This is a genomic window from Duganella sp. 3397 (assembly GCF_031456625.1).
In the GTDB taxonomy this organism is placed as follows: domain Bacteria; phylum Pseudomonadota; class Gammaproteobacteria; order Burkholderiales; family Burkholderiaceae_D; genus Rugamonas; species Rugamonas phyllosphaerae.
The window spans coordinates 656,653-669,559 of sequence record NZ_JAVDVB010000005.1; the positions used below are offsets into that span (position 1 = coordinate 656,653).

Consider the following 12,907-nt stretch of genomic DNA (forward strand, 5'->3'; position numbering starts at 1 on the left):
GATTGCCTTGTACACCGAAGAAATGATCGGACGGGGAAGCAAACCCACACGCAGTGTCGGCTTATTGAGCGGTACTCTCTGTACGCTTGCGTACATTGCCTTGGGTAGTGACTTTTCCGGTAGCTGACGTCACTGGTCAGCCAGTACGTCACTGCAGCGTCCCTTCTTTTGCACGCAGCGTTGCGGGCAGGGCAAACAGCACGATCGCCGCGCCGGCGACACAAAGGCAGCCAATCGCATATAAAGCTGGCGTGGTACTGCCCGTCGCATCCTTGATACGGCCCACGAGTACCGGGCTGACCATGCCGCCCAGTTGGCCCAGGGTATTGATCAATGCGAAACCGCCTGCCGCACCCACACCAGTGACGATTTTCGGGGGCAGTGCCCAGAAGGCCGGGACCGATGCGATCACACCTGCTCCCATGACGGCCAGGGCAGCAATCAATACCGCCGTGTTGTGTGCGAAGATGCCGGCGCTGAAAAAACCGGCGGCGGCGAGCAGCATCAGGACCATGACATATTTGCGTCGTTCGCCGGAGCGGTCGGACAGGCGGCCAACCACCACCATGGAGATTGCACCGCACAGGTACGGGACCGCCGTCAGCAGGCCGATGGTTGCCGGATTGGTCATGCCCGACGCGCGTATCAGGTGCGGCGCCCAAAAATTGAGGCCGTAGGAGCCCATCTGGATCAGGAAGTACACCAAGCACAGGGTCAGAAACCCCGGCGTCTTGAGGGCGCCGAGCAAGGAGTGGCCCTGGCCGCCGATCGAACGGTTCTGCTCGTCGATGCGGCGCGACAGCAGTGCCTGCTCGTCCCGGGTCAGCCAGGTGGCGTCCACGATGCGGTCCTTCAACACCTTCAGGACCAGGAAGCCAAGAAATACGCACGGAATGCCGCCGACCAGGAACAGCCAGTGCCAACCGCGCAAGGTCAGCAAGCCGTCCAACTGCGACAGGATCAGTCCGGCGCCCGGCGCTCCCAGCACACCGGCAAACGCCGACGCCAGGCACAGGGTCGACGTGATGCGGCCCCGGTAGGCAGAGGGAAACCAGAGCGTCAGGTAGTACAGCACGCCGGGCGCAAAGCCGGCCTCCAGGGCGCCGATCACGAAGCGTAAACCATAAAACTGCCACTCGACCTGGACGCACGCCATCAGGGCGGTGGCAATTCCCCAGGACACCATGATGCGGGCAATCCAGCGCCGGGCCCCCACCTTGTAGAGCATCAGGTTGCTCGGCACTTCGAACAGGACGTAGCCGACCACGAACAGGCTGGCGCCCAGACCATAGGCCGTATCGCTCAGGCCGAGATCGGTTTGCAGGGCAAATTTGGCGAAGCTGACGTTGATGCGATCGAAAAAGGCAAACAGGTAGCAGACCATGATGAGCGGCATGATGTGCCACGCCACCTTGCGCACGATGCGCGCTTCCTCGATTGCCGAGGCAAGAGCCGTTGTTTCGGAGTGAACAGATGATGACGTCGACATGGAGCCTCCTGATGGAATGCTTGAAAGCATTCTGCCGCTCAGAGTGTCGACGTCTTCCCGTGTTTGCTCCGTACGCTAGCGTACATTGCAACTTGCAATTAACTTCGGCGATTGACCACTTCTGCAGGTCAGCCGGCGCTAGCGGCGAAATGCAGAGCCAACGCCACCACCGCGGGCAAGGTCTGGATCAGCAGGATGCTGCGCTTGACCGTCAGGCCGCCCCACACGCCGGCCACCGCCACGCAGCAGAGGCCGAATACGGTGAAGGCCGAGCCCACCACGCTGTTCGGATGGGCAAAGCCGACCACCAGCGCTGCAACCAGGAAACCGTTGTAGCAACCCTGGTTGGACATGCCGGCGCGGACGATTTCCGCTTTTTCCTGCGACAGGCCGAACACTTTGCGCCCGCGCGTATCGAACAACACGGTTTCCAGCAGGACGATATAAATGTGGATCAGCGCGACAAAGCCGGTGACGATCTGGGCCAGTAACTGCATGGTTGCTCCTGTTATTGTTAAGCAATGATTATCTCCGAGATTGTTGCTGATGGTATAGTTTTATGTTGCGCGCTGATTGGCAGGGACCGCCTTGCTGCGTACTGGAGACTTTATGACCTGGATTATCCTCATCATCGCCGGCCTGCTGGAAGTGACCTGGGCCATCGGCCTGAAATACACGGCCGGCTTCACCAAGCTGATGCCCACGCTGTGGACGCTGACCGCCATGCTCGGCAGTATCGGCATGTTGGGCCTGGCGCTGCGCACGCTACCGCTGGGCACCGCCTACGCCATCTGGACCGGCATTGGCACGGTCGGCACCGTCATCTACGGGATCGTCGCGCTCGACGAACCGGCCAGCGCCATGCGCCTGGCCTGCATTGCCATGATCATAGGCGGCATCATCGGCTTGAAACTGACCAATGCTTAAAAAGCGGGATTGGCGCGGGTGAGGTAATACCACTCGGCGCCGGCCGCTGCTGCGCTGTCGGGGAACAGGATGCGGCCGTCGAACCCGGCCAGCACCGGGGTGCCGTCGGCCCGCGTGCCGATCTGCTCGCCCTTGGCGACAGCGTCGAAGCTGCGCCAGGGCTTTGAGAACACATCGTCGGCCGAAATTTTATCGACCACGGCCACCATGGTCAGCGCTTCCATGGCCCGCGCAGCGACTGGCGCGGGTGGCGTGCCATCGGTCATGCCCAGGAAGGCGAGCGTGTTCAGAATGGCGCGATAGGCTACTGTCCGCGCTTGGGGGTCCTGGTGCTGGCCGCATTCGAGCGTGAGCGCATAGCCGCCGGTGCCGCGCATGTATTCGGTGGTGCCCATGTCGTAGCGCAGCACGGTTTCAAGCTGCGATTCATCGCCGAGGCGGCGCCGCACGCCATCGCCATACGCGCGCAACCACCCATCTACAAACCGCCGCACGCCCAGGTGGCGCGCCAGCGCGCGCTCGGCCTGTTCGTGCTGGAACGGTTCGAGCGCGCCGGTGTTGTTACGGGGGCCGACCATCACGAACGGCTCGCCGGGCGCGTTGAAGGAATGCAGGTCGAGCAGCACATCGTGCTGCGCCAGCAGCGGGCACAGCCAGTTGGCGACATGGTCTTCGAAGTCTTGCGGATGCGCGGTCGGGAACAGCTTGCGGTTGAGATTGCGGTCGCCATTGCGGCTGCGCCTGGCGTAGGCGAGGGGATTGGCGATGGGGACGAAAGTGACGCGGCCGCTGCGCAGAGTCAGCGTGCCGCTGTCGAGGTCGGCCATCACGCGGGTGATGGCCTCGGTGCCGCAGGTTTCGTTGCCGTGGATGGCGCCGGTGATGATGAGGCTGGGGCCGGGGTTGGCGCCAGTGTGCTCTGCCATTCCGAAGTCATTTGGGTGAAACAATTTAATTTTACTTAGCTTTGAAGAGTTGGTGAACTGGTATGGCGAGAAGAGATGGAAAGCGTCAGATCTGGCGCCAGCTGCTTATCTCTGCGCTTCATCGGGAGATGGATTTTTCATTGTACATCTGGATCATTTCTTACTTGAGGGTCGTGGGCGAAGCTGTGTCCCAGAGTCTTGTTGGTAAACTCGAGATTCAGACTGATCCAGCAGCAGTGGGTATTTGCATCGCTCACGGTTAACAGCTTGCCGCTTTGGCTGATCGAAGGAACGCTAATCTGGTTGAGTTCTGCCGGTGTGACTTCCAAGCCACTAAATACGATATCTTCACCGTACGTGTCGACAATTTGATAATTGATCACGGTATCTTTTTGTACTACCTTGGGCACGGCCGGTTCGCAACGTACTTCATATCCTTCTTCATCGTTCTTCTTTTTGACCCATACCTGTACATTGATAAATGGGGTAATGGAATAAGCTACAGTCATGGCATCGCTTTCTTTGGTGGGTGGGTGGAGATATATTCAAGGTAAGCTGGGTGAAGGTAAGCCATCGCAGCAAGCTTTTCTTTTGCGGATGTGGCGTCTTCTGGGCGATTCATGCAAGTATTTGCCTTAACCCACATGACCAGGATCTTGAAATCCATGGTGTTATGAATTAAAGGAGCAAGCGCTGCACGTGCAGTTTTGCATGATTCCTGATTGTCCGTAGTTTTTAGCTGACGGATATCCGCTGCAAGAAGCAATGTGTCGATCCAAGCATTTCGTATTTCTGGGTCGCTCGAAGTATTCGCCATTAGACCCTGCAGCTTCGACTCAGCTACTTGTAATTCCAAGCTCGCTGCTGGAAGATCATGTAGGCGAAGCATTGCTTCGATTATTCGCTGCGATATTATTATTGAGGTTATTTTGAAGCTTTTATTTTTTTGATTGGCAGAAATTAGTTTCTCAAATTTTTCCTGCAATAGGCTAAATTGAGCTAAATCAACTGATGGATTCGGTTTTCTTGACAAGGAATCATATAGGCGGAGTTCTGAGATTGCTAACAGACGCTGCCAAATTCTGTTTGTAGGGTCGAGCGCGACCGCTTTTACATACAGCGAGTAAGCTTGTTTTGCGTTTTCATGGGCCTCAGAAAGATTGCCCATCGCTTGTTTAAGTTCCGAGCTCCGCGACCAAGCAGCTGCCAACTCTTTCACCCAAACAGTGGCGCTTGGGTCAGCGTTATTTAGTTTCTGAAGCAGCTCCAGTTGGCGGGCGTAAAGCGTTTCTGCGGCGGATAACTTACCCAGTTGTATCTGAGCTTGTGCTTGCCACGAAAGGCTATCCGCGAGATCTGCAATTAGCTGATTGTTCGTTGGCAAGTGTTTATAGGCCTTTGTCTTCAAATCCACTGACAAGGAAAATTCCGCAGCAGCGCGGTGGGCGTTGCCGTACCTTAGCGCTACACTACCTAAACTATTATGAGCATACGACTGTTCTACCCAACTATCTACATTGGATGGGTCAAGCTCAGCTCTTTTGTTTGCATAATCACGATATTCTTCAAAGTAGCGCGTAGCATTACTCCAGTCACGTTTGTCGAAATAAAGCTGGCCTAGCCAAAATGAATTTTCTCCAGCAATCTTCAACAGCGCTGCATCAATATGCCCAGCTTTAAATTGGTCCTTGATAATGGTCCTGGCTGCCAGCATCGCAGACTCGGCAGCCGTAGGGTCGGTTCGCGCAAGCCGGACTTCCGCGATGATCTGCAAGGATTTTGCACGCTGGATTGCGTCGCCTCCATCGTTGGCGCGACCTGGAGACGATAAATAGTTAAAAGCGCGTGTGCTGACGCTGTCGAGCAAATCGAGCTTCCCCAACGGCCTCAATTTCTCGACAAACTCCCCCAGCATAAATCCCATCAACCCCTCGGCCTCGGTCCGGTGCGCCTCGGCCTCCACCTGTGCCGACCGCGCCTTCAGTCCCATCCCTGCGGCCAGCAACGCCAGGCAGGCCATCATGATCATCACGCCCAGGCGCAGGCGCTCGGCGCGCCTGGCGCCGGCCAGCGACAGGTCGATGAAGCCGCGTTCCTCGGCCGTGAAGCTGAAGGCCGTGGTCGTTACCAACTCGCGCGCCTGGTTCGCCTGCGTACCTGACGGCAGCAACATATCGCGCTTGCGGCCGCTGTCTTGCCAGCGCCGTGCCTGCGCGCTGATGCGGCTGCGGGTTTGCAGCGACTGGCGGTGTTCTTCCACCCAAGCCACCACGCGCGGCCAGCGCCGCAGCAGTGCTTCGTGGGCGATGCCGAAGGCCGGGGCGCCGCCGTGCAGGTCGCTCACGAACAGGTGGGCGTCCACCAGCGCTTGCACCAGTTTTATCTCGTCGTCGTTGGTGACATCGGACCACGGCACGCGGCGCGAGGTGACCGTGGTATCGTCTTCGGCCACCAGCACCAGACGCGACAGCAGTTGCGGCAGGGCCGCGATCTGCGCCGGGCCCAGGCTCGAGATGACTTGTTCGGCGCGGGCGCCGATGGCGCCTTCCAGGCCACCCATGGCATGGAAGGCGGCATGGGTCAGCTCGCCGCTGTCGGTGCGCTGGCGGTAGAGTTCTTGCAGGCAGTATTGCAACAGGGGCAGGGTGTCGGGGCCGGACCGAGCCGCGCTGCACAACACGTCGTCGAGCGCTTCGCCGTGTTCGTCCACCGTGTAGCGCAGCTGGGCGGCCTGGGCCGGGTGGCGCACGATCTGGGCGATGTCGGCGCTGCCGGGCGGCGCCAGGTCGAAGTGGCCGCCGCGCAGTTTGACGTTCATCAGGACCGGATAAGCGGTCAACTGCGGGTAAAAGTCGTTGCGGCACGCCAGGATCAGCAACAGGCAGCCCGAGCGCGCCAACTGGTCCAGCACGTCGATGAAGACTTCGCGTTCCCCGGCAGTCACGTGCGGCAGGCGGAAGATCGCTTCGAAGCGGTCGACGAACAGCGCCAGGCGCAGGCTCGGCAGTGCGGCCTGCAAGTGGGCGATCAGGCCCGGCATATCCTGCGCCATGTAGCTTGCCAGCGCGGCCGCGCTGGTGTTTTCGAATAACTGGCGGCCGTCGATTTCGGCGTCGAGCAGGGTGCTGCCCAGGGTTTCAAGCAGGCCGGACTGCCCCATGTCGGCGCAATCGATCTGTACATGGTCGGTGATCGTGATGCCTGCTTCGGCCGGGGCCGCGCCCGCTTTCAGGGCGGGAATCAGTCCGGCCTGGATCAGCGAAGTCTTGCCGGCGCCTGACGGCCCCAGCACCACGACCATCGCACACGCAGCCTGGACTTGCTGAACCACCACCTGCACCAGGCGGTCCACGCTGACCTTGCGGCCGTAGAAAATCGCCGCGTGCTGTTCCTCGAAAGCTTCCAGGCCACGGAACGGCGAGGCGTGGATCCAGCTGCCCTGGCTGACGTCATCCTCGTAGCTGAGCTCGGCCACCAGGCGGTAGCCGCGCTTGCGGATGGTCTCGATATAGCGCGGATCGGAGGCCGAATCGTCGAGCGCACGGCGCAACTGGGTGATGATTTTATGCACTGCGTTGTCGCTGGCCGGAGTCTCGCCCCAGCAGGCGTCAAGCAGGGCGTCGGCCGCAATGACGGTGTGCGGATGCCGCGTCAAATGTAACAAAACATCCATCGCGCGCGGCTCGATCTGCCTGCTGAGTTCACCCGAGTTGAGCGTATTGGTGGCGGGATCGACACGCCATTGGCCAAAGCGGAAGCTCTTATGGTTCAAACTGACCTTTTACGCAAAAAATTAAATCGATATTAATCAAGGACTTATGGACAAGAAGGTTTCCAGAAGGCCGGTTTCATGCTGCGCGGGTAAAGTTCTTTCATCCCTGCATGATTTTTGAGAATATAACATTAAGCTGGAGAAACTATTAAACATTCTGCTTACCCTGTTGCATTAAGTGTGACATCAGCACGCAGCGCGCCGCTGGGCGCCAGCGATCCGCATCCCAACGATGTGCGCGCCGAACTGCATCGGATCGCGGTCAGTCGCGCCTTCGCCCACGCTGGCGCCAGCTGCCAGTTGCTCGATTACCTGGTCAGCCACCGCCACGCGCAGCTCTACAGCGCTTACTCGATCGGGGTCGAGGTATTCGGCCGCTCGCCGGCTGCCTTCGATCCCGCCGACGACCCGGTGGTCGGGCTGCAACTGGTGCGCTTGCGGAGCAAGCTCGGCCAGTACTACGCCGGCGAGGGGCGTGGCAATCCGCTGCGCATCCGCATACCGGTGCACGGCTACCGCGTGCGCATCGAGCGCGCCGAGCCGGAGCCTTTGGCTGGTCCGATGCCACGTCTGCGCGCGGTTCCCGCGCCTTCATCCACGATTCCTGCAGGAGCACCCATGGTTGTCATGACCGGCGTCAAAGCCGCTTTCGAACTGACGCAGCACGCAATAGCAATCAAGCAACAGGGTGTCGATTTTGCCATCCGCTACTACAGCCACAGCGCGGGCAAGAATTTGTCGATGGCCGAAGCGCGGGCGCTGACCGATGCCGGCATCCACATCGGCGTGGTGTGGGAGACCATCGGCGCCCACCTGCATTCGTTCAGCCGGGCCCAGGGCATGGCCGATGGCGCCGCCGCTTATTTGATGGCGCAGTCGGGCATTACCCAGCCTTCCGGCTCGGCGATTTATTTCGAGGTCGATTGCAATCCCAATTCCGACGATATCGCCGGTCCGATCACACGCTATTTCGAGGGCGTCAACCAGGCGTTCAAGGCGGCCCGGCCGGGCGAACCGGTGTACCAGGTGGGGGTGTACGGTTCGGCTGCCTGTTGCGAGGCGATGGTCAGTGTCGGCCTGGCCACGCTGAGCTGGCTGGCGCCGGCGCCGGACAACACACCGTCGGCGCCGGAAGCGCCGAAGTTCGAGTCGTTCAACCTCAAGCAGCTGGCGCCGGCGGTGCTGCCGGTCGATGATGGCCGCCGCATCCATGTCGAACTGGCGCGCAGCAATGAGGGCTGGCCTACCGGCTTCTTCCAGATCCTATAAATCAGGCGCTTCAGGCTTTCATGTCGATGACGTCGAAAGGCGAGTGAGTGGAGGAGAGGAATGCCATCACGCTGCGGGCGCGTTCGGCGATGTCGTCGTGGCGGGTGCCGGCCACTTGGGCGCGCAGGCCGGGAATCACTTCGGTGATGTGGGCGCTGTCGTAGGCGTGCACCAGTTGCACGGCCAGCTCGGTGGCGCGGCCGCGGTTGTGGCGCATGCGTTCTTCCAGCACGGCCAGCAGCGCGCGCTGCATGCGCGGCGTGGGATTGTCGATCTGGCCGAACACCAGCGGCGTGTTGGCAATCGCCTCGCACAGGCGCTGTTCGATCTGGTCGGGTTTGACGTAGGACGCAATGTCGAAGTAGGCGCCGTTCCAGCGCGTGCGTTCGTACGGATGGCCGGGCGGGAAGGACGATACCGTTTCAAAGCCGAGCATGTAGCTCAGCTTGCGCAGCCATTTCAGGAATAAGGGGTTCATCGGCGTATTTTATCCGAGATTAACCCGGCAAACGGTCACGGTCATGCTTGCGCCGCCGCATGGGGTCGGACCCTGGACAGGCTCCGACCCCGGTTGGCCGCGGTTGGTCATGTGGGGTTCATGCGTGCGTTTCTTCGCCCAGCTTGCCGCCGCGGAAATCCTCCACCGCCTGGAACACCTCGGCCTGGGTGTTCATCACGAACGGGCCGTATTGCGCGATCGGTTCGTTCAGCGGCTTGCCCGCCACCAGAATGAAGCGGCTGGCGTCCAGCGCGTGGACGTTGATGCCGTCCGCGCCCTCGGTGTTGGCCAGGATCGCCATGCGCCCGGCCGCCACGTCCTTGTCGCCCACCCGTAGCAGGCCGCGATACACGAACACGAAGGCATTGTGCCCTGAAGGCAGCACCTGGCTGAACGACGCGCCGGCCGGCACCTCGACGTCGAGGTAAATCGGTTCGGTCACCTCGCGCTGCACCGCCCCCGCCACGCCGTGGCTGCTGCCGGCGATGACCTTGACCTGGACACCGGCGGCGGTGAGAAAGCGCGGCAGCTCGTCGCCGTTGAAGTCGCGGTACCACGGTTCGCGCAGCTTGTCCCTGGCCGGCAGGTTGAGCCACAATTGAAAACCTTCCATCCGGCCTTCCTGCTGCTCGGGCATCTCGGAGTGGATCACGCCGCGACCTGCGGTCATCCATTGCACGCCGCCGTTGGTCAGCAAGCCCTCGTTGCCGGCGCTGTCGCGGTGGCGCATGCGGCCCTCGAGCATATAGGTCACGGTCTCGAAGCCCCGGTGCGGATGGCTGGGGAAGCCGGCGATGTAGTCGTTGGCTTCGCCGCTGGCGAAATTGTCGAGCATCAGGAACGGGTCCAGACGGCGTTGCAGCGGCTGGGTGACCACGCGGTTGATTTTCACGCCCGCGCCATCCATTACGGCCTGGCCGGCCAGCACGCGTTCCACGCTGCGTTCGCGGGTGACGGTATCGCTTGCTACGTTGTTCATGGCGCTGCTCCTTTTAAATTCAAACCAGTACTGCGTTGATGTCGGCGTCGGCCTGCGCTTGCGCCTTGGCCACCGCCTCCGGACCCATGCCCATGCCTTCCGCGTACACGAACTGCACATCGGTCATGCCCAGGAACGCCAGGAACATCTTCAGGTGCGGCAGCTGCGTGTCGCTCGGACCATCGCGGTGAAAACCGCCACGGGCGATTGCGACATACACTTTTTTACCGGTGACCAGGCCGACCGGTCCGGTGGCGCCGTATTTGAAGGTGACGCCGGCGCGGGCAATCGCGTCGAACCAGGCTTTCAGTTGCACCGTGATGCCGAAGTTGTACATCGGCGCGCCGATCACGATGGCGTCGGCCGCCTGCACCTGGGCGATCAGGGCGTCGTCGAGCGCCACGCGGGCCGCCTGTTCGGCGCTGCGCTGGTCGGCCGGGGTGAACAGCGCTTGCAGTGCGGCTTCGTCCAGCACCGGGTGCGGGTTGGCGGCCAGGTCGCGGCGGGTAACGACGGCGCCGACGTTGGCGGCCTGCAGTTTGGCGACGATGGCGTCGGCCAGACGGGTCGATTCGGAACCGGTGCTGCGGGCGCTGGAGTTGATTTGCAAGATATTCATGGTGGGGCTCCTGGTGTTGGTTAGGTGCTGCGATGGAGTGACTTTAATCGTTTCAAAACCAATGCGGAATCCCTTAAAATGGATAACATTAACTCACCAGTGGAACAATCATCATGGATATCGATCCCGCCGACCTGCTGCTGTTCGCCCGCATCGTCGAATGCGGCAGTTTCAGCCTGGCGGCCGAGCGCGTGCAGCTGCCCAAGTCCACCGTCTCGCGCCGCATCTCGCTGCTCGAGGGCCACCTGGGCGAGCGCCTGCTCCAGCGCACCACGCGCAAGCTGGTGCTGACCGAATTCGGTTCGATCCTGCTCGAGCACGCGCGCCGCGTGGCCGACGAAACCGAGGCGGCCGGCGCGCTGGCCCAGCACCGCCAGGGGGCGCCGAGCGGCTTGCTGCGGGTGTCGATGCCAGCCGATTTCTTCGACCTGGGGCTAAGTGAAATAGTGGCGGGGTTTTTAGCCAGATACCCGGCCATCTCGCTGGAGCTCGACCTGTCGCCGCGCCGGGTGGACCTAGTGGCGGAAAACTTCGACCTGGCGATCCGCATGGGCGACCTGCCTGACGACGCCACGCTGGCTGCGCGCCGCATCCTGCGCAGCGGGCTGGGACTGTACGCCGCGCCCGGCTACGCCAGCGTGCGCGGCCTGCCCGAGCATCCCGATGACCTGTTCCGCCATGATTTACTGAGTCTGCCGCCGCGTATCAACGGCCTGGTGCGCTGGCCGCTCACGCGTGGCAAGGTGCTGTGGGAGCGCGAGCTGCCGGTGCGGGTGCTGGCCAATTCGCCGGAGCTGCTGATGCGCATGGCCAGCACCGGCATCGGCATCGGCGCATCCACCGAACCGATCGCGCGGCCTTACCTGGAGCAAGGCAAGCTGGTGCGGGTGCTGCCCGAATGGTCGTTCCCGCAGGTGACGGCGTGGGCGGTGTTCCCGGGGCGGCGGCTGATGCCGGCCAAAACCCGGGTTTTCCTCGATGCGCTGGAGGAAGCGATGAAGGACTATTAGTCGGCTTCCGCAGCAAACGCCATCCGCGAGAAGCTGGCGATGCACGCCACGCCGGCAAACGCCGCGCCCAGCATCAGCGCGTAGCGGGTGCCGTTGGCAGCCGAAACGGTAAAGCACCAGGCCACCAGCGCGGCGCCGGTGGCTTGGCCGGTCAGGCGGGAGGTGGCGACGATGCCGCTGGCGCTGCCGGCGCGCGACTTGGGTGCGCTGCCCATGATGGCCTTCAAATTGGGCGCCTGGAAAAAGCCGAAGCCGATGCCGCACCACGCCATGCGCCAGCCGATGTCGAACGCGGTGGGCGCTGCCGGCAGCATCAGCATGGCCACCAGGCCGGAAGACAGCAGCGCCAGGCCGATACCGCCGAGGACACCGGGCGAATATTTATCGCTGAGGCGCCCGGCAATCGGCGCCATCACCGCCACCAGCACCGCCCACGGCGTCATCAGGAATCCCGTCTCGATCGGCGAGCGGCCCAGGGTGTGTTCGAAGAAGAACGGCAGCGACACGAACGCCAGGCCCTGCGCGGCAAAGGTGCACATGGCGGTGAGCGACGACAGCGCGAACAGCGGCCGGCGGAACAGGTCCACCGGCAGCATCGGCGCCGAGTGGCCGGCCTGGCGCCGCAGCAGCAGCACGAAAAACAGCACGGTCAGCGCAATTTCCGGCGCCAGGGTATGCCAGCTCTGCAGGTGGGCGCCTTCGCCGAAGGCCAGTATCAACAGGCCAAACGCGAGCATGTTGTACACCACGGTGAGCACGTCGATCTTGTGGCCGGCCAGCGCGGTGGCGGGCAGCGCGCGGCGCGCCATGACAATCGCCAGCAGGCCCAGCGGCACGTTGATGGCGAACAGCCAGGGCCACGAGGCCACCGCCAGGATCAGCGAGGCGGCAGTGGGCCCGATGGCGAACGACGTGGCCACCACCAGCGAATTGAAACCGAAGCCACGCCCGGCCAGCTTGGCCGGATAGATCGCCCGCAGCAGCGCGGTGTTCACTCCCATCAGCGCCGCGCCCCCCACGCCCTGGAACAGCCGCGCCATCACCAGCGACGGCAGCGACCACGCCAGCGCGCAGGCCAGCGACGCCAGCGTAAACATCGCCATGCCGAAGATGGCCACCTTGCGGTAGCCGATCACTTCGCCCAGTGCAGCGAAGGGGAGCAGGGTGGCGACCATCGCCAGCTGGTAGACATTGATGATCCAGACCGAGGCGGCCGGGGTGGCATTCAACTGCTCGGCAATGGCCGGCAGCGCGGTGTTGGCGATCGCCGTGTCGAGCGAGGCCATGCCCACGCCGATGGCGACCGAGAGCATGGCCCAGCGCCGGGCATCGGGCGGCAGGCCGTCGCGGTCGGCCAGCGAGGCCGGGTTGGTGGTAACACTCATGCGCATCCGATGCTTGCTGTGACTGAGGCCGT

The 12,907-nt window shown here is 62.1% G+C and carries 12 protein-coding genes; 3 read left to right on the plus strand and 9 right to left on the minus strand.

Annotation, left to right across the window (positions count from 1 at the left end; genetic code table 11):
- Window positions 1-148 precede the first annotated feature (148 nt).
- Window positions 149-1,489 carry an MFS transporter gene (locus J2X54_RS19295; RefSeq protein WP_310182699.1) on the minus strand — a complete coding sequence of 447 codons (1,341 nt, stop codon included), beginning with the start codon at window positions 1,487-1,489 and terminating at the stop codon, window positions 149-151.
- A 128-nt stretch (window positions 1,490-1,617) separates the two neighbouring features.
- Window positions 1,618-1,986, minus strand: a complete 369-nt coding sequence (locus tag J2X54_RS19300) for a DUF1304 domain-containing protein (protein ID WP_310182700.1) — start codon at window positions 1,984-1,986, stop codon at window positions 1,618-1,620.
- Window positions 1,987-2,098: 112 nt separating this feature from the next.
- Here J2X54_RS19300 and sugE point away from each other — a divergent pair, with 112 nt between their 5' ends.
- The gene (sugE, locus tag J2X54_RS19305; RefSeq protein WP_070246399.1) at window positions 2,099-2,416 is read left to right on the plus strand and encodes a quaternary ammonium compound efflux SMR transporter SugE; all 318 of its coding nucleotides are present in this window, start codon (window positions 2,099-2,101) and stop codon (window positions 2,414-2,416) included.
- Here the strand turns inward: sugE and J2X54_RS19310 are convergent.
- The 3 genes from J2X54_RS19310 to J2X54_RS19320 all read right to left on the minus strand — a co-directional run bounded on the left by J2X54_RS19310 (window position 2,413) and on the right by J2X54_RS19320 (window position 7,114).
- Entirely contained in the window at window positions 2,413-3,342 is a 930-nt protein-coding gene (locus J2X54_RS19310) for a succinylglutamate desuccinylase/aspartoacylase family protein (RefSeq protein ID WP_310182701.1), read from the minus strand. The genes sugE and J2X54_RS19310 overlap by 4 nt on opposite strands.
- A gap of 137 nt (window positions 3,343-3,479) precedes the next feature.
- Window positions 3,480-3,851: a hypothetical protein gene (locus J2X54_RS19315; RefSeq protein WP_310182702.1), complete on the minus strand. Its 372-nt coding sequence runs from the start codon at window positions 3,849-3,851 to the stop codon at window positions 3,480-3,482.
- Complete coding sequence (locus J2X54_RS19320) at window positions 3,848-7,114, minus strand: winged helix-turn-helix domain-containing protein (protein WP_310182703.1); 3,267 nt, start codon at window positions 7,112-7,114, stop codon at window positions 3,848-3,850. Before J2X54_RS19320 ends, J2X54_RS19315 begins: the two co-directional genes overlap by 4 nt.
- 180 nt (window positions 7,115-7,294) lie before the next feature.
- On the opposite strand from J2X54_RS19320, the gene J2X54_RS19325 reads away from it, so the two are divergent.
- The gene (locus tag J2X54_RS19325; protein ID WP_310182705.1) at window positions 7,295-8,383 is read left to right on the plus strand and encodes a DUF1906 domain-containing protein; all 1,089 of its coding nucleotides are present in this window, start codon (window positions 7,295-7,297) and stop codon (window positions 8,381-8,383) included.
- Window positions 8,384-8,393: 10 nt separating this feature from the next.
- On the opposite strand, the gene J2X54_RS19330 is transcribed toward J2X54_RS19325, so the two are convergent.
- The 3 genes from J2X54_RS19330 to J2X54_RS19340 form a co-directional block, all read right to left on the minus strand.
- Entirely contained in the window at window positions 8,394-8,861 is a 468-nt protein-coding gene (locus J2X54_RS19330; protein ID WP_070246395.1) for a hypothetical protein, read from the minus strand.
- 118 nt (window positions 8,862-8,979) lie between these two features.
- Window positions 8,980-9,861: a pirin family protein gene (locus J2X54_RS19335; RefSeq protein ID WP_310182708.1), complete on the minus strand. Its 882-nt coding sequence runs from the start codon at window positions 9,859-9,861 to the stop codon at window positions 8,980-8,982.
- Window positions 9,862-9,880: 19 nt separating this feature from the next.
- A complete protein-coding gene (locus J2X54_RS19340; protein WP_310182710.1) occupies window positions 9,881-10,480 on the minus strand; it encodes an NAD(P)H-dependent oxidoreductase in 600 nt (199 codons plus the stop codon).
- Between the two features lie 113 nt (window positions 10,481-10,593).
- On the opposite strand from J2X54_RS19340, the gene J2X54_RS19345 reads away from it, so the two are divergent.
- Window positions 10,594-11,490: a LysR family transcriptional regulator gene (locus tag J2X54_RS19345; protein WP_310182711.1), complete on the plus strand. Its 897-nt coding sequence runs from the start codon at window positions 10,594-10,596 to the stop codon at window positions 11,488-11,490.
- On the opposite strand, the gene J2X54_RS19350 is transcribed toward J2X54_RS19345, so the two are convergent.
- On the minus strand, window positions 11,487-12,875 hold the full coding sequence (locus J2X54_RS19350; protein ID WP_310182713.1) for an MFS transporter: 1,389 nt from the start codon (window positions 12,873-12,875) through the stop codon (window positions 11,487-11,489). The two genes, J2X54_RS19345 and J2X54_RS19350, sit on opposite strands and share 4 nt — an antisense overlap.
- Between the last annotated feature and the right edge of the window lie 32 nt (window positions 12,876-12,907).